Raw genomic sequence first — 24,177 nt, forward strand, 5'->3', positions numbered from 1 at the left:
TACTCAATACATGAAAAATCTATTGATCATTTTACTAGTACTACCCTTTGCCCTGGGTAGTTGTCAGGATAAATATTCAGACTTGGAACCCGGAATCTACGCGGAGTTCCAGACGAATAACGGAACCTTCGTAGCCAAGCTCTACGACGACGCCACTCCACTTACAGTAGCCAACTTTGTGGCCCTTGCAGAAGGGACAAACGAGATGGTAGACAGTACCTATAAGGGTAAGAAATATTATGACGGGCTGGTCTTTCACAGGGTGATCAAGGATTTTATGATCCAGGGAGGATGCCCTCTTGGTAACGGAACTGGGAGCCCAGGTTACCGATTTCCAGATGAATTCGTGGACAGCCTTAAACACGACCGAAAAGGAATCTTGTCCATGGCCAATTCCGGTCCTGGAACCAATGGCAGTCAATTCTTCGTTACATTAAAGGAGACACCTTGGTTGGATGGCAAACACACGGTCTTCGGAGAAGTGGTCGTTGGTCAGGAAATTGTTGATGCCATTGGCTTAGTTGCCACTTCCAAGCCCGGAGACAAGCCTGTTGAAACAGTGGTTATGGAACAGGTAAACATTATTAAACGTGGAAACGCAACCGTTCCCTCCTTCCAGGAGCAAATGGAGATCGCCGAGCGGGAAGCTCAGGAAAAGCGAGATCGCATCTTGAAGGTAGCCATGGATACCAAGTCTCAACTTGAGGCTGATATTGCCCAGGGAGAGGAACTGGAATCCGGTGTAAAGATCTTCTGGAATCGTCGCACCAAGGGAATCAAACCGGTTGAAGGATCTACCATCATGATCAATTATGCAGGATACTTTGACAACGGCTTGATGTTCGATACCAGCTATCTGGAGGTCGCCGAAAAATACGATGCTGTCGATCCGCAGCGACTGGCCTACAACCAATACGGGCCAAGCCAGACCACCTACAGCCCGGAAGCACAAATGATACCCGGACTTAGAGAGGCTATGCTGATGATGAACGCAGGAGAGATGATAACCGTTTATATCCCATCCCATTTGGGATATGGTCCAACCGGTTATCCACCGGTGATTCCGCCTAACCAAGACCTCTATTTCCAATTGGAACTGGTCGATCTGGTACAGGACTAAAGAATAAGGCCTCCGCGTTTGGAGGCCTTTTTTATTTTGTCGGGGTCCGTTGCAGGGCCTGTTGAAGAAAGGGCCAGAATTTCTGCATGGACGAGATACTGGCGCGTTCATCTGGTGAGTGCGCACCGCGGATGGTAGGTCCAATGGAGATCATATCCATACCCGGGTAATTCCTCCCTAGGATACCGCATTCCAGCCCGGCGTGACAAGCGGCTACATGAGCAGATTTACCATTGAGTTCCTGATAGAGATTATCCAGGACCTTTAAAATAGCACTGTCCATATTGGGTGCCCATCCCGGGTACTCCCCTGAGAATTGGACTGTATATCCGGCTAGTTCGAATACAGCCCTCAGACTGTTAACCAGGTCCCCTTTGGAAGACTCCACCGAGGATCGAGTCAGGCAATCCAATCGGACAGAACCATTCTCCGAATGAACCCTGGCCAGGTTGTTCGAGGTTTCCACCAGATCGGCAATAGCGGGACTCATTCTGTACACACCATTGTGAATGGCCTCTATAACATTAAGTAGTGTAGCCTGCTCCTGAACCGGCATCACCGATCCGCCTTCCTGTCCAATTTCTTCCCACTGAATCTGAAGATCAGGCTCCAGCAGGTGATACTCATCCTTGATTTCCTTCTTGATCCCATCTAGCAGCTTCTCTATCTCATTTAGCATCCCAGGATCAAAACTAACCCAAACACGGCTTTCCCGCGGTATGGCATTTCGCAGGCCTCCCCCATCGATCTTCTGTATTCGGATATGATCGCCCAAAGCCAGCAAGCATCGATTCATCAATTTGTTGGCGTTACCCAATCCCTTGTGGATATCCATCCCACTATGACCTCCTTGAAGTCCTTTTACGGTGATCAAAGCAGACTTTGACCCTTTTGGAGCTGATTCTGTTGCATAAGTGGCAGTAGCCGAAACATCTATCCCTCCGGCACAACCTACCCCGATCTCGTCGTCCTCTTCAGTATCAAGGTTGAGTAATATATCGCCGGTCAACCAGCCTCCTTCAAGCCCCAAAGCTCCAGTCATTCCCGTTTCTTCATCTATGGTGAACAAAGCTTCGATGGCAGGATGAGGAATGTCTGCGGAAGACAACACCGCCATGATACAGGCCACCCCTAATCCATTGTCCGCACCTAGTGTGGTCCCCGTGCCTTAACCCAATCCCCATCAACATACATTTCAATCCCCTGGGTATTGAAGTCGAAGATTGTGTCGGCATTTTTTTGATGGACCATATCCAAATGCGCCTGCATGACCACCGTCTTCCTATCCTCCATCCCTGAGCTTGCCGGTTTTCTGATCAGGACATTGCCAACCACGTCTATCGCTGTTTCCAAACCGAGGTCCTTGCCAAAATTGACCATGAAATCAATAACTCTTTCTTCCTTTTTCGAGGGCCTTGGGACGGCATTGAGGTCTGCGAAGTGGTTCCAGACTGATTTTGGGTCCAGTTCTCGTATTGTTTGATTCATGAATTCGTTTTTCACAAAGCTACCAAATTAAGGTCTGGCTCTAAAAAGATTTGTAAGTTTGAAAGATGCTCAAAAAAGGCCTCTTTTCGCTATTTGTTTGCTTGCTGCTAACTCCTTTTTCTTTCTGCCAATCTCTGGAAGAACAGTTGTTCCAGATCTTTGAAGAGAATGAGCTGATGGGGCTTTCGGTTGCGATAAAAACAGATCAGCAACTGCTGGATTTTCACTTTGGCCAGCGGGATTATTCGAGGGATCTGGCCGTTACCTCGCAGACCAGGTTTAGAATTGCCTCAATTTCCAAGACCTTCACTGCTTTGGGGTTAATGAGACTTCACGATCTGGGACTATTCGAGCTTGATGAGGACGTTTCGGGTTACCTGGGTTTTCAAGTCCGAAATCCAAATTTCCCCCAGCAGCCAATAACATTTAGGATGCTCCTCAGTCATCAAAGCAGCTTGCAAGACGGATCTGGTTATCCTGATTTCTTAAATGCTACCTACCAGGAATCACCGGTACCAACAATAGACGAACTATTGTTACCAAGTGGTGCTTATTACACAGAGAATTTGTGGCGTTCAGAATCTCCCGGGAGCTTTTTTGCCTACAGTAACCTGAATTTTGGTCTGATAGGCGCACTGATCGAGGCCCTGAGCGGCCAACGCTTTGACGTCTATATGAAGACACAGATTTTGGAACCCCTTCAAATTGGCGGGAGTTATAATGTCCTGGACCTAGACGATATCGATCAAGTTGCCGTGCTGTATCGATTCAATGAAAAGTGGGAAGCACAATTTGATCACTACAAAGGGGTTTATCCTCCTCCTAGGGATTTACAAGATTACCAACCAGGAACTAACGGACTCATTTTTGCGCCTCAGGGAGGGTTACGGGCTTCTGCCTTGGAAGTAAATCGAATGTTGCATCTGTTTTCTGCAGGTGATGCCACATCAATCGGAATTTCTTCTCAGACGCTGGAGGAGATTACCTCCGCTCAGTGGTCCTACAACGGCAAAAACGGTGACAACTATTTTGGCCTTTTCAACAAATGGGGCCTTGGATTACACTTGGCAAACAACTCTGAAGATGATGCTATCTGCCAATCGATCAGCTGGGGCCCATTTCTGGGTCATCCTGGAGAGGCTTATGGCCTGGTAAGCGATGCTTACTTCGATCCTGAACAAGGGACAGGGCTGGTTTTGATCATCAATGGAAAACAAAGCGGTTATCAAAGCGGGGAGAATTCTTCTTTTTACCAAATAGAGGAAGTTATTTTCGAGACAGTTTGCTCATACTGGGATGATCTTCTATCTGTGCAGACATCTGCCGTTAACGAATTGAGTATATCGCCTAACCCGGCCAGTGACCGAATCCTGCTTCACAATCCTGGAACGAGTGTCTATAGCTTGCACATCAAGGATATTCATGGCCGTATCAGCTTATCTTCATGGGAGATTAACCCGGGAAATCGGCATATTGAGCTTCCTGATCTCTCAGCCGGATTGTATTTTGTTGAAATCGTTGGGAACAATGACAAAAAGGTCATTAAATTGCTGATTCAACAATGAAGCGATCCCGAAGCGACCTGTTATTAACCCTTTTCCTTCCCGTGCAGTTTCTTTTGCTCTGGTGGATCAGGCATTATCCGGAATGGATCGAATCTTGGTATAGCACGGGGGTTTATCCTTACATCTCGGTTTTACCTCGTTACCTGTTCGGATGGATCCCATTTTCGGTGGGTGATATCTTTTATCCATTGATCGGAATTATAGCCCTGCGCTGGGTGTATAAGAATTTTAGGCGACTTCGCTACGATACCCTCAATGTATTGTTTAGAATAGGTGCTGCAACCTCAGTTATCTATTTTGTCTTTCATATCATTTGGGGGTTGAACTATTACCGAGTTCCTCTCAATGAAAAACTCGACCTGGACCGGGACTATACCACGGCAGAACTGATCGATCTGACCAAGCGGTTTATCCAAAAGTCCAATGAGGTCCATGTAGCTCTGGGCTATGCCGACACGGCCAAGATAGACCTCCCCTACTCCAACCGGGAGATCATGGATTCTGCGGTACTCGGCTATGATCAATTGAAAGAGCAATACCCCAACTTGTCTTACGCTCCGATCAGCGTAAAACAAAGTGGATGGAGTCTTGGTTTGACTTATATGGGCTACAGTGGTTATTACAATCCCTTTTCCGGGGAGGCACAGGTGAACAGGCTGATCAAATCCTACCGTTTCCCAGTGGTGAGCAGCCATGAGATCGCTCATCAATTGGGCTATGCGGCAGAGAACGAGGCCAATTTCCTCGCTACTTTGGCTACCATTCACCATCCTGACCCCTATGTACAATATACCGGCTACATCTTTGCCTTGCGATACCTGGTCAACGAAGTAGCCCGCCGGGACCTGGATACCTATCGTGAATTGGTGGAAGAGATCCACCCCGGGATCCTCAAAGGGTATAGGGAGATGAGGGAGTTCTGGGAATCCTATGAAAACCCCCTGGAGGACATCTCCAAGGCCTTCTGGAATCAGTTCCTTAAGGCCAATAACCAGGACAGAGGGATCATGAGCTATAGCTATATGGTCGCCTTGGTGATCAATTATTTTGAGGATAGGCCGTTATAGGGTAGAATCGCCCCTCTTTTCACTGTGTTAAAGCCTTTTTGAGTGCACCTTTTTGCGCTTAAGATTCTTATCTTATTCCAATTTTTTAACCAGATACGCAAATGAAAAGAACTACTCTCCTTGTTCTCTGGCTCTTAGGCCTGGGAACAGTTTGCGCCCAGGATTATTTTCCGAACAATAGTGGCGTAAAAGAAAAGAATTCCAATTACACGGCCCTGACCAATGCGACCATCTACATCAGTCCTGGTCAGGTAGTGCAGAACGGGACACTACTGATCCAAAATGGTAAGGTTGTGGCCTCGGGGCGAAATGTTAGCGTCCCGTCCAATTCGGTCTCCATCGACCTGGATGGTAAGACCATTTACCCATCCTTTATCGATGCCTACACCGGCTTTGGAGTGGAAAAACCCAAAAGAGCCCCTGGCTCCGGTCGATCCCCTCAGTATGAGGCAACCAGACAAGGTTTTTATTGGAATGATCATATCATGCCGGAGAACCGGGCAATGGATAAGTTTAAATACGATTCTAAAGCCGCAACCGAAATGCGCAAGGCGGGCTTTGGGGTGGTAAACACCCACATCATGGATGGGATCGCCCGTGGGACCGGTGTCCTAGTGGCCTTGAATGATGATGGCAGCGATGCGGATCGGGTGCTTAATGACGACTCCGGTCAGTTCTTCTCTTTTTCCAAGAGTGTGACCAGCCGGCAATCATATCCGGGTTCCCTCATGGGGTCCATTGCTTTGCTTCGCCAAATGCACTACGATGCGGATTGGTATGCCAAAGGAAATTCGGAAACCAAGGACAGAAGCTTGGAAGCCCTGATCGCCAGTCGTGGCCTGACTTCTTTCTTTGAAGCAGGGAATAAGGGCAATGACCTGCGAGCCGATAAGATTGCGGACATGTTCAACCTGAACTATGTCATCGTCGGTGGTGGGGACGAATACGAAATGATGGATAAGATCAAGGCAACCAATGCCCGTTTCATCATCCCGATCAATTTTCCGGATGCCTTCGATGTAAGCGATCCCTATGCTGCTGACTTTGTTTCCCTGGCCGATATGCGCGAATGGAACCAAGCTCCGATGAACCCAAAAAGCCTCTCGGATGCCGGGGTCACTTTTGCATTGACTACTCACGACTTGAAAAAGGCGGGAGACTTCCACGGCAAATTGCGCAAAGCCCTGGAATATGGTTTTGATAAAACAAAGGCCTTGGAAAGTCTGACTACTGTTCCGGCGGCTATTTTGGGTCAGAGTGATGCCCTGGGTACCCTGGAAAACGGTAAAATGGCCAATTTCCTGATCACTTCGGGTGATATCTTTGACAAGAGTACCACCATTTATGAGAACTGGGTACAAGGAAAGAAACATGTGATCAACTCCATGGACCAGCGAGATATCCGGGGACAGTACAACCTGACCGCCGGTGGTAAGACCTACCAGGTGAAGATCGAAGGTAGTTATGGCAAGCCGAGCATGAGCACCACCATAGGAGAGACCAAATACCCTTCCAAACTGACCTACAGTAACGACTGGATCACCTTCTCTATTACTGACGATGCCACCAAAGCGGTGAGTCGCGGTTCCGGATTGGTTCCTGCCAGCGGAAATACGATCAGCGGTAAGCTGGTCCTACCCAGCGGAATGGAAAGCAACTTTACTGCCACCCGAACCGGAGACCTGGAGAAGGACGAGAAAAAAGCAGAATCCGGAGCATCTCCCGAAATTATGCCAATGACCTATCCCAACATGAGCTATGGCTGGACGGCCCTGCCTACCGCTCAGAATATGCTTTTCCGAAACGCCACAGTATGGACTGGTGAGGCAGACGGAATACTGGAGAATACCGACGTCCTGATCCAAAATGGAAAGATAGCAGCTGTTGGTCAAAACCTGAATGCACGAGGAGCTCGGGTGATCGACGCCACGGGTAAACACCTTACGGCAGGGATCATTGACGAGCATTCGCATATCGCGGCTCTGTCTATCAACGAAGGTGGGCACAATTCTTCGGCAGAAGTTAAGATAGAAGATGTGGTGGATTCGGAGGATATCAACATCTACAGGAACCTGGCAGGTGGAGTAACTTCCATTCAGATCCTACATGGTAGTGCCAACCCCATCGGTGGCCGCTCTGCCATCATCAAACTGAAATGGGGGATGGAGGCTGATGACCTCATCTATGACAACAGTCCAAAATTCATCAAATTCGCCTTGGGGGAGAACGTCAAGCAATCCAACTGGCAGAGTTACTCCCGATTCCCACAATCCCGTATGGGTGTGGAGCAGGTCTTCGTGAACTACTTCAACCGGGCCAAGGAATACGATGCCATCAAGAAAAGTGGTAAAAGCTACCGCTATGACGAAGAACTGGAGGTATTGGCAGAGATCCTGAACGGTGAGCGCTTTATCTCTTGTCACTCCTATGTACAAAGTGAGATCAACATGCTGATGAAAGTAGCGGAGAGCTTCGATTTCAGGGTAAACACTTTTACCCACATCCTGGAAGGCTACAAAGTGGCGGACAAGATGAAGCAGCACGGCGTAGGAGGATCTACCTTCTCCGACTGGTGGGCTTATAAATTCGAGGTGAATGATGCTATCCCATACAATGCGGCCATCATGGCGGCCGAAGGGGTAACGGTAGCCATCAACAGTGACGATGGGGAAATGTCTCGAAGACTGAACCAGGAAGCTGCAAAAAGTGTGAAATACGGCGGTATGAGCGAAGAGGAAGCCTGGAAGATGGTGACCATCAACCCGGCCAAGCTATTGCATTTGGACGAGCGTGTGGGAAGTATAGCTGTTGGTAAGGATGCTGATCTGGTCCTTTGGACCGATAATCCGTTGTCTATTTATGCCAAGGCAGAAAAGACCATCATTGAAGGTACTGTATTCTTTGACCTGGAAACCGATAAAGCCAAGCGGGAAGCCATCAAGGCAGAACGATCCAAGTTGGTCAATATGATGTTGTCCGAAAAGAATGGAGGCGGCAAGACACGGGCGCCTAAACGAAAAGAAAACAGGCATTTCCACTGCGAATCCTTAAACTAAGCCATCATGAGAACATTAAAGAATTATATAGGAATATTTATTGTGCTGGCCGGTTTGCAAGCCTGGGCTCAGCAAACACCGGCTCCTGCTCAGCAGGGAGTCATAACCATTAACGGGGCAACTGCTCACGTAGGAGATGGTAATGTAATTGAGAACAGCGTGATCGTCTTTGAAAATGGGGTGATTACGGCTATTGGTGGTGCAGGAACTGCCACCCAAGGGATCGTTGTGGACGCAAGCGGCAAGCATGTTTATCCCGGCATAATCGCGCCTGGTAAATCCCTCGGTTTGGTTGAGGTGAATGCCGTGCGAGCCAGTGATGATGAAGAGGAAATTGGGGATATCAAGCCTCATATCCGCTCCATCATTGCCTACAATGCAGAGAGTAAAGTTGTGGAAAGCATGCGGCCAAATGGAGTGCTGTTGGCCCAAAGTACACCCAAAGGCGGGACAATTTCCGGCACCTCGAGTATTGTACAGTTTGATGCCTGGAACTGGGAAGATGCCATAGTAAAGGAAGATGACGGTATTCATATGAACTGGCCAAACAGCTACCGACGCGGACGTTGGTGGTTGGGTGAGGCCAGAGGATGGCGACCTAATAAGGATTACGCTAAGCAAGTTGGGAATATCGACGAGTATATGAGCCAGGCCTTTGCTTATGGAAAAGGAGGAGCCGATAGTCGAAATGAGGCCTTTGAGGCCATGCAAGGACTTCAGGACGGTAATAAGCGACTATACATCTATACCCATGGGCAGAAAGAGATCATCGATGCGGTAACTACGGCAAAAGCACATGGAGTGCAGCATGTGGTGATCGTGGGAGGTTATGAGGCCTATAAGGTGATCCCTTTCCTGAAGCAAAACAATATCCCGGTATTGGTCAGACAGACTCATGCCTTACCCTTTAGGGATGGCGACGATTACGACCTGCCGTATAAATTGCCGATGTTGCTTGCAGAAGGTGGCGTAATGGTAGGGATTCAGAATGCAGACATGTCCAACTTCCAGACTAGGAACCTACCCTTTTATGCAGGACAGGTAGTAGGTCAGGGAATGGATAAAGAGGAAGCCTTGAAACTGATCACCTCCAACACAGCGAACATATTAGGAATAGGTGACCATTACGGAACCCTCGAAGTTGGCAAAAGTGCCACTCTTTTTGTGAGCGAGGGAGATGCCCTGGACATGCGGACCAATCAATTGACCCATGCCTTTATCGATGGTCGGGAAATTTCCCTGGAAACGCATCAGACCAAACTTTGGAAAAGGTATTCTGAGAAATACAATCAGGACTAATACTTCAAGCCTATAAAAACAAAAAGGCAGCCGGCTCAGGCTGCCTTTTTTTACACAAATAAAACTAACTTACAACGTAAACTGTAGTTTGATAGAAATAGATTAGGTAATCTAGAACAATCCGAAATTACCGATTAGAGTGGGCGTAAACGTAAATCCTGATAATAGTTTACCCCTTACCTCTGGATAATTTCTGCGGAAGATGGACGGGAAAAAAGATCATCTCCCAATTGAGCTTCACTGACGGCTACCTTCTCAAATAATAATTCATTTCGGGGTTCCGTAGGCTGATCATCTTCTACCTGATACCATGTTAATGTCTCCGGCAAGGTCAATCCGTTTATCGGGCTCCATTTCGAATATTTAATATATCGCCAATTGTCACTACTCTCATTTGTTTTGAAGGTGACCGTATAGGCCAACCATTTCATCACATAGGTTTCGGGATCGTAATACAGTACATATTCATCCTTGTCGGAATCTCCTATTCCCAATTCATAGCTGATCCGGACACCGGGATAACTCACCCCGTCCAATTCCTTGGGCTCCACATCTTCGTATACAATCCCTTCGTCACCTAACACAAAGGGCATGGCGTAGAAATAAAAATACAGGTTATGGTAAAAACGGGCGTTGCCGCCATATGCGGAATCCACGGCCTGTTCCAGCCACACATCCTGTCCATCTGAACCTATGGTCCAATCTGGCCCGTCTATCCGGGTTCTTCGGTCCTTCAGCGAAACCTGGTGAACTTCTCTGCCGGATTCTTTGTTCAATTCGAAACGGAGTTCGTTCATTTTATTCCATTGATCCATTCCTCCATGTACCTCCATAATCCTGGCGAGGTTTTCGGGATATTGGACGGTATCTTCGGCAGGAGCCTTCTCGTTAAAGGTGGTAATGTCATCCACAGATGCTTCTTCCTGCTTGTTCTTACAAGCCAGGACGATCACGCTGAAGAGCAATAGATAGGTGATTTTCTTCATGGTAAAGTTAATTTGGTTAAGTGGTCGTTTGATTTTACAATTCCTTAAACCGATCGGAAAAAATTGGAGATAAATGATAGAAATTTTCTGATAGGCCAGCTGAAGTTACAAATTATTTAATAGGATTATCTTTGATCGGCATGAAGACAATAAGCAGCACAGCCAACCCATTGGTCAAAGATTTAGCCTTGTTGCAACGCAAATCTCGGGAACGAAAACAGCGAGGCATCTTTATCGTAGAGGGCCAGCGGGAGCTCTCCCTGGCACTGCAAGGAGGCTATGAACTGGACAAGTTGCTCTTTTACCCTGACCTGATCAACTTACAAGATCTGCAGATATTGGTCGGCCCTCTGCCCGAGGAAACAATCGCAATCAGCAAAGATGTTTATGAGAAGCTGGCATACCGGAATTCTACAGAGGGGGTCATTGCCTGTTTGAAGATCAAAGAGCATTCCCTAAGCTCGGCCGTTCTCACCAACGAAGATATGCTCCTACTGGTTGCCGAGGCCCGGAAAAACCAGGCAATATAGGTGCCTTACTACGTACCGCTGACGCTGCAGGCCTGCATGGGGTTATTATAGCCAATCCGCGGTCTGATCTATACAACCCAAACATCATCCGATCTAGCGTAGGCACCGTCTTCACCATGAAGGTCTTTGAAGGATCGACCTCAGAGATCATTCATTGGTTAAAAGAGCAAAAGATAAAAGTTTACTGTGCAGCTCTTCAGGCCTCTGAATCCTATTGGGAGACCGATCTTAGAGGTCGAACGGCCTTGGTGGTCGGTACGGAGGCAGATGGCCTTTCTCAAGAATGGTTGGACAATAGCGATCAGAATATCGTCATTCCGATGGCAGGCGCGATCGACTCCATGAATGTATCCGTGGCAGCCGGAATCCTTATCTTTGAGGCCAAGAGACAAAGAAGCGCTCGTTAAACATGCAACCCACTACACTTTTCTACTTATTGATCGGGATCATTTTGCTCAGATTTTTGTTCGATCAATGGCTTAATGGACTAAACAACAGCTACTTCGACAATCCAATCCCAAAAGAGTTGGAGAATGTATACGACCAGGAACAATACCAGCGTTCCCAGGCCTACAAAAAGGAAAAAAGTCATTTTGGCACCCGTTATGCCGTGGTCAGTCTGATCGCAACCCTGGCCTTTTTCCTTTTGGACGGCTTTGCCTGGGTAGATGAATGGGCCAGAGATATGGTTGAAAATGAGATAGCGGTTGGATTGATCTTCTTCGGGGTGATCGGTCTGGGAAATGATCTGCTCAGTTTACCTTTTTCCTATTACAACACCTTTGTCATCGAAGAGAAATACGGCTTTAACCGCCGGACCAGGAAACTGTTTGTACTGGATAAATTAAAAGGCTATTTCGTGGGAGGATTGATCGGTGGGGGCTTGTTGGCTCTCATCATCTGGATCTACCAAAACTTCGGATCGAATTTCTGGTGGTACGCCTGGATCGCCATAGGGTTATTCACCGTCTTTATGAATATGTTCTATGCGCGTTTGATCGTGCCCCTGTTCAATAAACAAACCCCACTGGAAGAAGGAGAGTTAAAGCAAAGCATAGAAGAATATGCGAAAAAGGTGGGATTTAAACTGAATAATATCTTCGTAATTGATGGCTCCAAACGCAGTAGCAAGGCCAATGCTTATTTCTCCGGTTTTGGGCGCGAAAAAAGGATTACCCTTTTTGACACCCTGATCAATCAACTGGACACTCACCAGATCGTAGCGGTTTTAGCCCACGAAGTGGGCCATTACAAGCGGAGACACATTATTTATAATTTGACCACATCTTTATTGCTTACCGGATTTACCTTATGCTTATTGGGCTCATTGGTAGGCAGCCCGCTGCTTGCCGAGGCACTGGGGGTACAAATACCTTCCTTTCACATTGGTCTGATCGCCTTTGCGGTTATCTTCACCCCGATTTCGGAACTGACTGGTTTGATCATGAACCGAATCTCCCGCAAATTCGAATATCAGGCAGACCACTATGCCTCCAGCACCTACAAGGGTGAACCCCTTGAAGAAGCGCTAATCAAAATGTCTCGTGAGCACCTGGCCAACCTTACCCCTCATCCCACCTATGTAAAGGCCCACTACAGCCACCCTCCACTCATCGACAGGATCCGCCACCTGCGGTCCCTTCGCCATAATTGACAGAACGTCAGACCTGGACAAGATTTCTAACTTTGGTATTGGTTTTGCGGTGATGTAAAAGCAATATTGTACTTTTAATTAATGACTGAAAAAGTTCTAGAAGCGGAAAACAAGGAAATTGCCAAGCAATACAAAGAGCTGCTGAAGATCAGTTACAGAACCCTCACTGCAGAGGACAAAAAACTGATCCGGTCTGCCTTTGATGTTGCGGTCGATGCCCATAAAGAGCAAAGACGTAAGAGTGGCGAAGCCTATATCTTCCATCCGATTGCGGTTGCCAAAATTGTGGCTTCGGAGATTGGCCTGGATGCTATTTCCATTGCTGCCGCTTTGCTGCACGATGTGGTAGAGGATACTGCCTACACCCTGGCAGATATCGAGCAGATGTTCGGTGAGACAGTCGCCCGCATTGTTGATGGTCTGACCAAAATCTCCAACATGCCCCTGGACGGAGATGTTTCCCTCCAGGCCGAGAATTTCCGCAAGATGTTACTCACCCTGCATGAGGACATCCGGGTGATCATCATCAAGATCGCGGACCGGCTCCACAATATGCAGACCATGGATTCCATGCCCCATCACAAGCAGGTGAAGATCGCATCGGAAACCCTGTATATCTATGCCCCCCTGGCCCACCGACTGGGATTATATAACATCAAGACAGAATTAGAAGACCTGGGTCTGAAATATACCGAACCCGATGTGTACGAGGATATACTATCCAAGATCAATGAGAGTAAAAAGGAGCAGGATGCTTACATCCGGTCCTTCGCCAAGGTGATCAAGGATTCTCTCAATGCCGAGAAACTCAATTACACCATCAAGGGTAGGCCTAAGTCCATTTTCTCCATCCGCCGAAAAATGATCACTCAAAATGTGAGTTTCGACGAGGTCTACGACAAATTCGCCGTTAGGATCATCTATAAGAGCGATGCAGAGAACGAAAAATTCCTGGCGTGGAAAATCTATTCCATCGTTACTGATCACTTTAGGCCAAATCCACATCGTCTGAGAGATTGGATATCTTCTCCTAAGTCCACAGGATATGAAGCCCTTCATATAACTGTGATGGGCCCCAAGGGACGATGGGTGGAGGTGCAGATACGTTCCGAACGCATGAACGAGATAGCCGAAAAAGGCTATGCAGCACACTACAAGTACAAGAACGACGAAAAAGAAGATGCCGGGCTGGACGAATGGCTAAACAAACTGCAGGAATCCCTGGAGAATTCTGAGGTCAATGCGGTAGACTTCGTGGAGACCTTCAAGCTGAACCTGTACTCCAAGGAGATCTTTGTCTTTTCTCCCAAAGGAGATCTGTATTCCTTGCCAAAAGGAGCTACTGCCCTGGATTTTGGCTTCCACGTACATACCGAAGTAGGTCTGCATACCCGTGGGGCCAAGGTCAACGGAAAATTGGTTCCGCTCAGTTATGAGCTAAAAAGTGGGGACCAGGTGGAGATCATGACCTCAGACAAGGCCAAACCGTCCAATAACTGGTTGGATTATGTGACTACCGGACGGGCACGTTCCAAGATCAAATCCTCCCTCAAGGAAGAGCAAAAACAAATTGCCGCAGAAGGAAAGGTGGTCTTGACCAGAAAATTGAAATCCCTCAAGATCACCCTGGACGAAAGGACCGTTAACCAATTGGTGGTCTATTTCAAACTGAAGACCAGCCTGGACCTATTTTACCGGGTGGGAGCCGGAATTATAGACAATTCCATGCTCAAGGATTTTGCGGCCTCTCGAAACAATGCCTTTGTCAGTTTCTTTAAGAACAGGATCAGAAGGCCATCAGCACCAGAAGATGTGAACCGGGAAGAGCTGACGGTGAAGTACGACCAACTCGTCTTTGGTAAGGACGAGGACAAGTTGGAATACAAGATGTCCAACTGCTGTAATGCCATCCCGGGAGATGATGTCTTTGGATTCCTGACCGTCAATGACGGTATCAAGGTGCATAAACTGAGCTGCCCCAATGCCCTGCAGTTGCAAAGTAATTACAGTTACCGCATCATGTCGGCCAAATGGATAGACAGCACACAGTCCGAATTCAAGGCTGCGTTGCAGATCACAGGGATCGATCAGATGGGATTGGTGAACGACCTTACCAAAGTGATTTCTAACAACTTACATATCGACATGAAAAGCGTTCATTTCGATACAGATGATGGTACCTTCAAAGGGAAGATCACCGTTGTTGTCAAGAACAAATCCAGCCTGGACAACCTGGTCCGAAATATTAAAAAAATTAACGGCATAGAGAAGGTATCACGGGTGTAAATCCTTGGATTTTCAGTATCTTTGCCACTTCGATATGAACAACAAGACCGAGTCCAGTAATCAAGCCATCGTGCACAATGTCTTTACCTCCTTTTTGGAGGAAAACGGGCATCGTAAAACACCGGAACGATACGCTATTCTTCAGGAGATCTACGATCATGAGGATCATTTCGACATAGAGTCGCTTTATATCCTTATGAAGAACAAGAACTATCGGGTGAGCCGGGCAACGCTGTACAACACAATCGAGCTTTTACTGGATTGCGGATTGGTCAGAAGACATCAGTTTGGACAAAACCAGGCTCACTACGAGAAGTCTTATTTTGACAAACAGCACGACCACGTGATCCTAGAAAGCGGAGAAGTGATCGAGTTTTGTGATCCGCGCATACAGTCTATCAAAAAGACAATTGAGGAAGTCTTCAATATCGAGATTACCAACCACTCGCTGTACTTTTACGGCAATCGTAAATCAACCAAGGCTTAGTATATGGCAGTAGATTTGCTACTGGGGCTCCAATGGGGAGACGAAGGGAAAGGAAAGATCGTCGATGTTTTGACCCGAAACTACGACATCATTGCTCGTTTTCAGGGCGGACCAAACGCAGGACACACCCTGGAATTTGACGGGATCAAGCATGTATTACACACCATCCCCAGCGGGATCTTTCACGACAATGCGGAAAACCTTGTCGGAAACGGCGTGGTCATCGATCCAGTCATCTTTAAAAAAGAACTGGATAACCTGGCTCAATTCAACCTGGATCTGAGTAAAAAGCTCAGGATCTCGCGTAAAGCTCACTTGATCCTTCCAACCCACCGCTTATTGGACGCTGCCTCAGAAGCTTCTAAGGGTAAGGCGAAGATCGGTTCGACACTAAAGGGAATTGGCCCAACCTACATGGACAAGACCGGACGCAACGGTATCCGTGTGGGGGACATCGAACTGGAGAACTGGAAAGAGAAATACCGGGCATTGGCCAATAAGCATGAGGCCATGATCGACTTTTACGGGGTGGACCTGCAATACAATCTACCCGAATTGGAAGAAGAGTTCTTCCAAGCGGTAGAGGTGTTAAAACAATTGCCCATCATCGATTCTGAGGAGTATATGCACCAGGCACAGCTTAAAGGAAAGACCATATTGGCGGAAGGTGCTCAAGGATCCTTACTGGATATCGACTTTGGGACCTACCCCTATGTAACCTCGTCTAATACCACGGCAGCTGGAGCCTGTACTGGTCTCGGAATTGCTCCGGGAAAGATCGGTGAGGTATTCGGGATCTTTAAAGCCTACACCACCCGGGTAGGTAGCGGCCCCTTTCCTACCGAACTCTTTGACGACTATGGTAAGACCATGGCCAAGGTTGGAAACGAATTTGGTGCTACAACAGGACGACCCAGACGTTGTGGCTGGTTGGATCTTGTAGCCCTTAGATATGCCGTCCAGGTGAATGGAGTGACCCAGTTGATGATGATGAAAGGCGATGTACTTAGTGGCTTTGATCACCTGAAGGTATGTACGGCCTATCGCTATAAAGGCGAGGTCATTCAGCACCTTCCCTACAACATCGAGGCGGAGAATGTGGAACCCATCTACACCGAAATGGCAGGATGGGAAGAAGATCTGACACAGATGAGTTCCGAGGATCAGTTCCCGGATGCCCTGAATGCTTATATTACCTTCCTGGAGAAGGAATTGCAGGTTCCGATCAGCATAGTCTCTGTTGGTCCTGACCGCAAGCAGACCATCCACCGCTAGAGCGGCGGAAATACCATTGAAAAACTGTTAGAAGGAGTGATCCGAATCATCCTCATTGTAGCGATATCCTTCAGCCTGTTCAATTTACAGGCTCAGGATAGCCGTTCTGAGGGCACGACCAAGGTCTCTGTTAAATCCGGATACTTAGAGAAGAAACCGGAATTCCCAAACGCTGTAATCTATACCAAGGATAATTCCGGCCAGGTCTATATTGTACACGAAGGCATAGAGATGTGGTGTGATCAGGCCTATGTCTATCTGAATGACAACTTTGTCAAGGCCTATGGAAATGTCCGCATTACCCAGGGCGATACGGTAACCATGCGATCCAAATACGGCGAATACAACGGAAACACCTCCTTTGCCTTTGCCAGTGGCAATGTGGTCCTGACGGAGCCCCAGACCACCTTACAGACCGACACCCTTTACTTTGACCGCATCAAACAGCAGGCCTATTACCGGTCTGGTGGCACAGTGAGGGATACAGCCAGTGTACTGACAAGCCGGGTAGGTCGCTATTTTGCCGAGACCAAGAAATACCAGTTCCTCTCCAGTGTGAAGATCGTCAACCCCAAGTATGTGGTGCGATCACCCCAATTGGATTTCTACTCCGAATCTGGTGGAGCCTATCTTTATGGAAAATCAACCATAGAAGGAGAGACCAGTACGGTCTATTGCGAAAGAGGCTATTACGATACACGGCGGGATGTGGGTTACTTCATCAAAAATTCCCGGATAGATTACGACAACCGGACACTTTATGGAGATTCCATCTATTTTAACCGCAACATTGGTTTTGCTTCGGCCACCAACCACATCAGGGTCTTGGACACCCTCAATCAAAGTGTGATCCGCGGACATTATGCAGAAGTATATAGGGATCAGGATTCTGTATTTATTACGAAGCGAGCCGTTGCCGTTACCTTGCGAGACAATGATTCGGTCTATGTCCATGCCGATACCCTGAGAGTAACCGGTAAACCGGAAGAACGAATTATACGGGGTTTTTACCGCGCACGTATGTTCAAACCCGGGCAACCGGGAGAAGAGCCCACCAGCGGAAAATGCGATTCCATCTTTATGGACCAACAAGCCGGCATCACCAAACTGATACGGGAACCGGTGCTGTGGAGTGGAGAGAATCAGATGATAGGAGATACCATCCACATCCTGTCCAACAAACAGACGGAACAACTGGATACCCTGAAGGTCTTTAACAACGCCTTCCTGGTCCAAAAGGACAGTGCTGGCTATAACCAGGTCAAAGGACAAAGACTGATCGGTTTGTTTACGGACAATGAACTGGACACGGTCAACATCATCAAAAATGCCCAGGTCATCTACTACAACCGCAACGATAGCGGAGAATTAGTAGGGATAGATAATACCGTCTCTAGTTCCATTCAACTCTACCTGGAAGAGCAGCAGATACAGGGGATGCGCTTTATCAAGAAAGTTCCGGGCAAGGTCTATCCGCCGTCAGAATTCCCGGAAAATGCCAGAATACTGCCGGGCTTCCAATGGAGGGGAGATGAAAGGCTGATGACCATAGACGATCTTTTTTTAGGTAAACCGGAACCCGTCCTTCCCAAGATTAGAGGTATCCCCCTACCCAGTGATCAGGGTGCCTTCTTTGATCCCATACCGGAAGAAGAGATTCAGATCGCGCCTCAATCCAAGTTGCAGACCAAGGATCTGCAATCCCGAGAAGGCGAACCCTTGCCTTTATCACAACCCAAGGACGAAAAGGACAGTGAAGCACTTAGAAACAGGAGGGTCAGGGACAGTTTGATTCTGAACTCTACGCGAAAGAAGGACAACGGGTGAAATCTGACTTTTTAAAATACCAGGCACAGACCACACCTCATCCTCTGGCCATGACCGTGAAGCGGGCTAAAGGCTCTTATATCTACGATGAGCAGGACAAGGCCTACCTGGATTTTGTGGCGGGCGTATCCGCTTGTACACTGGGGCACAGCCACCCCGCAGTGGTGAAGGCCGTAAAAGACCAAATGGATAAATACGCCCATGTGATGGTTTATGGCGAATATGTGCAGCAACCGGCCCTTGAGCTGTGCAAATTGTTGGCGGATCAGTTACCACCAGAATTGTCTACTACCTATTTGGTAAACAGCGGAACCGAGGCCATGGAAGGGGCCATGAAGTTGGCCCGGCGGGTAACTGGCAGAAGTAAATTCCTTTATGCAGACAAGGCCTATCACGGTAACACTTATGGCTCGTTAAGCATCATGGGATACGAACCCAGGAAAGCACCTTTTGAACCCATGCTCCCTGATTGCCATGCCATTCCTTTCAACGATAAGGAGGCGCTGGATAAGATAGATGAGAATACTGCAGCTGTGATCCTGGAAACCATACAGGGTGGAGCTGGCTTCATTCTGCCGGAATTGGGTTACCTGGAGGCGGTCAGGAAACGATGTGACCAAGTAGGTGCGATGCTGATCCTGGATGAGATACAACCTGGATTTGGCCGAACCGGGAAATTATTTGGCTTTGAACATTACGGCATTCAACCGGACATCCTGGTTATTGGCAAGGGTATGGGCGGTGGCCTGCCCATAGGTGCATTCATCGGTTCCCACGATGATATGCAGTTGCTGGCTGACAATCCGAAACTGGGTCATATTACCACTTTTGGTGGCCATCCGGTCATCGCAGCCGCGGCTCTGGCCACGCTAAAAGAACTATTGAATACAGATCTTATCCCAGGAACACTGGAAAAGGAAATACTCATTAGGGAGCAATTAAAGCATCCTCTTATTAAAGAGGTCCGAGGCCGGGGCCTTATGCTGGCTTTTATGCTGGAAGATCCAGAACAAGTGAACCGCCTGATCCTGACTTGCCAGGACCGTGGATTGATCCTTTTTTGGCTGTTATTCGAGCCTTGTGCGGTCCGCGTGACCCCACCACTTACCGTTAGCGAAGAAGAGATCATGGCGGGTTGTCAGCTTATTCGTACCGTTTTGGACGAAATTGCAGCCTCCAGCTAAATTGATTTAAATCACTTTATATCAATTACTTACAAAGTTTTTCCGTGTTGATAACCCCGTTAACAAGAATAGCGGCACGACTCTTGAACTCCTCTTTAGGTTACTATCTTTAAGAAGAAGAACCTGTTAACGCCCCGCGTATGCAACTAAGCCCTAACGAGCATAACGACTTCTCTCTTTCCAAATTCGAATCCATGCTGAAAACGAATGATGTCTACTTCTTCGACTCCGAAGAGTTTGAGAACATCATTCAGTATTATTTGGAGAATGGAAAGATCGCCTTGGCCAAAAAGGCTACCAAGATGGGTCTGGAACAACATCCTTCGAGTACCAACTTGAAACTGTTCCAGGTTGAGATGCATATATTCGAGAACGAACTGGACACAGCCGAGATACTTTTGGATGAGATCTACATCCTGGAGAAGTCCAACGAGGAGGTTTACATTCAGAAGGCAAATATCTGTTCCCGCCGGGACAAGCACAATAAGGCCATTAAGCTGTTGGAAAAAGCCCTTAGCATTACCGACGACCAGGCAGATGTACTTTCCCTATTGGGTATGGAATACCTCTTTATCGAGGATTTCGAAAACGCCAAGTACTACTTTATGAAGTGCCTGGAACAGGACGACTCGGATTATACGGCACTATACAATATCATTTACTGCTTTGAGTACCTGGAGCAGCATGAGGCAGCCATCGATTATCTGAATATATTCCTGAACAAAAACCCCTACAGCGAAGTGGGCTGGCATCAGGTAGGTAAGCAATATTACATACTAAAGCAGTATCAAAAAGCGCTGGCCGCCTTTGATTTTGCCGTTATCAGCGACGATCGCTTTATTGGCGCTTACCTGGAGAAGGGTAAGACCTTGGAAAAATTAGGGCGCTACCAGCAAGCTATCGATTGTTATAGTATCACCCTAGGGCTGGACGACCCCACCAGTTTTGCCTTATTGCGGATCGGGAAGTGCCACGAGCGGTTAGGCCACCTGGACAAGGCCTTACAATTCTATAACAAATGTGTGGAAGAGGATGGCTTATTGGATAAAGGATGGATCGCTATAACAGACTTCTACTTCAGGCAAAAAAATTATCAGAAAGCCCTGTATTACATCGACAAGGCCATCAATATAGACAGTGAAAATGTCTTGTACTGGAAACGCTATGCCAAGATCAATAACCGCTTAAATCTGTTCGAAGAGGCCGAACACGGTTATCGTCGGGCCCTAGAGCTGGGAAATTATGAACAGGACACCTGGCTGGTACGATGTGATATCCTGTTACAGTTAGGTGAGAACCAGGCAGCGGTGAACAATCTCTTCCAGGCAGCAGAATTCTACCCGGAAAGCCCGGAGATCGAATTCCGCTTAGCCGGACTGTTCTTTACCCTGAACGAACCTTGCAAGGCCGAGTTTCACCTCAAGAATGGACTGGACCTGGACCCCGATTTCACCATAGTGATTGAGGAACTATTCCCCAGGTTTACGACCGGGATACAGTCCAGCAAATTATCCGATCCCACCAAAAGCCTTCCCTATAATTTCGCTACTTTTGAGGTTTACTCAATAGTCTATGCCGGGTAGGAATTTCAGACAGTATTTTCTGTTAAGTTTAAAGGGTATTGCTATGGGGGCCGCCGATGTGGTCCCGGGTGTATCTGGTGGTACCATCGCCTTTATTAGCGGGATCTACGAAGAGTTGATCGAGACCATACACGGTCTGGATCTGGGCTTTTTTAAGAGCTGGAAGAAGGATGGGATCAAAGCAGCCTGGAGCAAATATAATCTTGGATTTCTTACGGCCTTATTCGGGGGGATATTGGTGAGTATACTGTCTTTGGCCAAAGCAATTGCCTGGCTCTTGGAGCACCACCCTATCGCCGTCTGGTCCTTTTTCTTTGGCCTGATTCTGGCCAGTATTATTTACGTAGGAAGAGACATCGGCAAATGGAATATTCCCGTGGTGGTAGCTATTTTGTTGGGAGCTATCATTTCCTATATGATCACCATCACGGAACCCATTGGAAGCCCCGAAAGCACTTGGTTCCTATTCCTGGCCGGTTTTGTGGCCATCATCGCCATGATATTACCCGGTATTTCTGGAGCCTTCATCCTCCTACTGATCGGCGCCTATACGGCCGTCATCGGGACGGTAAATGATTTTACGGCAGCCCTGGGGTCGGGAGACAGCAGTGCAATGGGCAGTGCAGGCCTAAAATTGACGGTCTTTGCGATAGGTGCGGTCATCGGACTCAAGGTATTCAGTGGTGGGCTCAACTGGATGTTCAAAAACTATAAGGATTTGACCCTAGCTGTGTTGACTGGATTTATGATCGGGGCCCTGAACAAGATCTGGCCCTGGAAGCAGGTGATCAGTTATCGCACCAACAGCCATGGTGAAGAAGTTCCTTTCCTGGAGCGATCGGTTTGGCCTGCGGACTATACCGGTGAGCCTAAGCTTATGTTGGCGATCGGTATGACAACAATCGGTTTTGGGATCTTGTTTGCAATCGAGTTCCTCGCAGCATCCAGAAAATCCCCAGACTAAATGGAGCAGACCCGGACATTAAGCGACCGGATCTGGTTGTTCCTAAAAGGCCTCGCCATGGGGGCAGCCAACAAGGTGCCCGGTGTTTCGGGTGGTATGATCGCTTTTGTTGCCGGTTTCTATGAGGAGTTCATCTACTCCCTGCAGAAGATCAATAGCAAAGCCTTCAAATTGCTCATCAATGGCCGATTCAAAAGTTTTTATCAGTACATCAACGGTCGGTTCCTGGGATTGCTTTTCCTGGGGATGATCGTCAGTTACTTCAGTGTTTCCAAACTTCTAGACTACTTTTTGGTGCATTACGAACTCTATGTCTGGAGTGCATTCTTCGGTATGATCATCGGCTCCATATACTATGTGGCCAAGGATTTTGGAGATTGGACCCGGGCCAACATGGTCTATTTGCTACTCGGGGTCATGGTGGGTATAGGTATCAGTTTCCTCGAACCCGCTACCGAGAACAGGAACCTGATCTTTGTCTTCTTTTGCGGAATGATCTCGGTGTCAGGGATGACCTTACCCGGACTCTCCGGTTCCTTTATCCTGATCCTGATAGGAAATTATGTGCTGCTATTGGTCGATGCGGTAAATGCGCTTTACGATACCATGGCCGAACTCATCGGTGGTAGTACCGCGTTTATGGACAATCCAGAGCGGATCGACCTGCTGATCATCCTGGTGGTCTTTTCTCTAGGATCACTGGCCGGATTGATCTTCCTTTCCCATATGCTGGCCTATGTATTAAAACGATTCCATCAGCCTACCTTCGCCGTGATCATCGGGTTCATTACCGGTTCTCTGGGGGTGGTTTGGCCTTGGAAGAACACCATCTACGACCTCAAGCCAGACGGAACACCCATGCTGGATTCCAGCGGTAAACCTATTATCGATAATTACGAGAGATACTGGCCCAGTTCCCTGGATGCTGAGAACTTGCTGGCCATACTCTTCATCTTGTTAGGGATAGGCATCGTACTGGGACTGGATATCTATCAAAGAAGAAATAAGCAATTAACGGATGGCTAGATTTGGACTGATAGGCAGGAACATAGACTACTCCTTCTCTCGTGGCTATTTTGCGAAGAAATTCGAGGAAATGGAGTTGGACCACAGTTATGAGAATTTTGATCTGCCTGGTGAAAGTGAATTGCAGCCGGTATTGCAAAATCTGACCGATGTTAAAGGATATAACGTAACCATCCCCTACAAGCAGGCTGTCATTCCCTTATTGGATCGACTGGATGAAGATGCCGAACAGATAGGTGCAGTTAACACCATTAAACGGACAGTTTACGGGGAATTGCACGGTTACAACACCGATCACATCGGTTTTGCTCGCGCATTGGAGAGTTACTTACCGCTGTCTTCCGATAAGGTCCTGGTCCTTGGAACAGGCGGAGCTTCCAAAGCTGTAGTTTACGCGCTAAAAATCATGGGTTATAATGTAAAGGTGGTCTCTCGCTCAATTGAGGCTGACCTGACCTATAGCGAGCTAAACGCTGACATGATTGCTCACTTTGGGATGATTGTCAACTGTACCCCTTTGGGAACCCATCCAGAGGTTGATCGATACCCTGATATACCCTACGAAGGATTAAAACCCAAGCAACTCCTTTTTGACCTCATTTACAACCCAGCCATAACCCAGTTTATGGCCAAGGGCGAGGAAATGGGGTGCCAAACCAGCAATGGTTATCAGATGCTGGTGGAACAGGCAGAAGCCGCCTGGGCCATCTGGAATCCCTAAGAACTTATTAAGAAATAGTAAAAACAAGCCTCTTCCTTTGCGATTAAGGGGGTTGTTAG

Annotated in this window: 16 protein-coding genes and 2 pseudogenes; 16 read left to right on the top strand and 2 right to left on the bottom strand. The window is 47.7% G+C overall.

From position 1 onward, the window contains the following. The first annotated feature begins 10 nt into the window (after positions 1–10). Positions 11–1,120 carry a peptidylprolyl isomerase gene (locus tag BST85_RS07215; protein WP_104812628.1) on the top strand — a complete coding sequence of 370 codons (1,110 nt, stop codon included), beginning with the start codon at positions 11–13 and terminating at the stop codon, positions 1,118–1,120. A 31-nt stretch (positions 1,121–1,151) separates the two neighbouring features. Here the strand turns inward: BST85_RS07215 and BST85_RS07220 are convergent. Further along, positions 1,152–2,608 (bottom strand): annotated as a pseudogene (locus tag BST85_RS07220) (aminoacyl-histidine dipeptidase). A gap of 65 nt (positions 2,609–2,673) precedes the next feature. Here BST85_RS07220 and BST85_RS07225 point away from each other — a divergent pair. From BST85_RS07225 to BST85_RS07240, 4 genes are all read left to right on the top strand, one after another. After that, positions 2,674–4,173: a serine hydrolase domain-containing protein gene (locus BST85_RS07225; protein WP_104812629.1), complete on the top strand. Its 1,500-nt coding sequence runs from the start codon at positions 2,674–2,676 to the stop codon at positions 4,171–4,173. Next, positions 4,170–5,240 (top strand): DUF3810 domain-containing protein, encoded by a 1,071-nt coding sequence (locus tag BST85_RS07230; RefSeq protein WP_104812630.1) that lies wholly within the window; start codon positions 4,170–4,172, stop codon positions 5,238–5,240. The genes BST85_RS07225 and BST85_RS07230 overlap by 4 nt, the downstream gene beginning before the upstream one ends. 101 nt (positions 5,241–5,341) lie before the next feature. Beyond that, positions 5,342–8,296 carry an amidohydrolase family protein gene (locus tag BST85_RS07235; protein ID WP_104812631.1) on the top strand — a complete coding sequence of 985 codons (2,955 nt, stop codon included), beginning with the start codon at positions 5,342–5,344 and terminating at the stop codon, positions 8,294–8,296. Between the two features lie 6 nt (positions 8,297–8,302). Then, complete coding sequence (locus tag BST85_RS07240) at positions 8,303–9,595, top strand: amidohydrolase family protein (RefSeq protein ID WP_104812632.1); 1,293 nt, start codon at positions 8,303–8,305, stop codon at positions 9,593–9,595. Positions 9,596–9,771: 176 nt separating this feature from the next. Here BST85_RS07240 and BST85_RS07245 read toward each other — a convergent pair whose 3' ends face one another. After that, positions 9,772–10,581, bottom strand: coding sequence for a DUF6503 family protein (locus BST85_RS07245; protein ID WP_104812633.1), 810 nt, complete (start codon positions 10,579–10,581; stop codon positions 9,772–9,774). A gap of 140 nt (positions 10,582–10,721) precedes the next feature. Here BST85_RS07245 and BST85_RS07250 point away from each other — a divergent pair. From BST85_RS07250 to BST85_RS07300, 11 genes and pseudogenes are all read left to right on the top strand, one after another. After that, positions 10,722–11,518 (top strand): annotated as a pseudogene (locus BST85_RS07250) (TrmH family RNA methyltransferase). Between the two features lie 2 nt (positions 11,519–11,520). Beyond that, entirely contained in the window at positions 11,521–12,765 is a 1,245-nt protein-coding gene (locus BST85_RS07255; RefSeq protein ID WP_104812634.1) for a M48 family metallopeptidase, read from the top strand. Between the two features lie 81 nt (positions 12,766–12,846). Then, entirely contained in the window at positions 12,847–15,051 is a 2,205-nt protein-coding gene (locus tag BST85_RS07260; RefSeq protein WP_104812635.1) for a RelA/SpoT family protein, read from the top strand. Between the two features lie 34 nt (positions 15,052–15,085). Beyond that, positions 15,086–15,538 (top strand): Fur family transcriptional regulator, encoded by a 453-nt coding sequence (locus BST85_RS07265; RefSeq protein WP_104812636.1) that lies wholly within the window; start codon positions 15,086–15,088, stop codon positions 15,536–15,538. A 3-nt stretch (positions 15,539–15,541) separates the two neighbouring features. Beyond that, on the top strand, positions 15,542–16,813 hold the full coding sequence (locus BST85_RS07270; RefSeq protein ID WP_104812637.1) for an adenylosuccinate synthase: 1,272 nt from the start codon (positions 15,542–15,544) through the stop codon (positions 16,811–16,813). A 36-nt stretch (positions 16,814–16,849) separates the two neighbouring features. After that, positions 16,850–18,640, top strand: a complete 1,791-nt coding sequence (locus BST85_RS07275) for an OstA-like protein (protein WP_104812638.1) — start codon at positions 16,850–16,852, stop codon at positions 18,638–18,640. Next, a complete protein-coding gene (locus tag BST85_RS07280; RefSeq protein WP_104812639.1) occupies positions 18,637–19,824 on the top strand; it encodes an aspartate aminotransferase family protein in 1,188 nt (395 codons plus the stop codon). The genes BST85_RS07275 and BST85_RS07280 overlap by 4 nt, the downstream gene beginning before the upstream one ends. 140 nt (positions 19,825–19,964) lie before the next feature. Next, positions 19,965–21,407, top strand: a complete 1,443-nt coding sequence (locus BST85_RS07285) for a tetratricopeptide repeat protein (RefSeq protein ID WP_104812640.1) — start codon at positions 19,965–19,967, stop codon at positions 21,405–21,407. After that, a complete protein-coding gene (locus BST85_RS07290) occupies positions 21,397–22,371 on the top strand; it encodes a DUF368 domain-containing protein (RefSeq protein WP_104812641.1) in 975 nt (324 codons plus the stop codon). The genes BST85_RS07285 and BST85_RS07290 overlap by 11 nt, the downstream gene beginning before the upstream one ends. After that, positions 22,372–23,397 carry a DUF368 domain-containing protein gene (locus BST85_RS07295; protein ID WP_104812642.1) on the top strand — a complete coding sequence of 342 codons (1,026 nt, stop codon included), beginning with the start codon at positions 22,372–22,374 and terminating at the stop codon, positions 23,395–23,397. It begins immediately after the preceding gene. After that, positions 23,390–24,118, top strand: coding sequence for a shikimate dehydrogenase family protein (locus tag BST85_RS07300; protein WP_104812643.1), 729 nt, complete (start codon positions 23,390–23,392; stop codon positions 24,116–24,118). Before BST85_RS07295 ends, BST85_RS07300 begins: the two co-directional genes overlap by 8 nt. Positions 24,119–24,177 lie beyond the last annotated feature (59 nt).

It is taken from the genome of Aureitalea marina (genome assembly GCF_002943755.1).
Classification (GTDB): Bacteria; Bacteroidota; Bacteroidia; order Flavobacteriales; family Flavobacteriaceae; genus Aureitalea; species Aureitalea marina.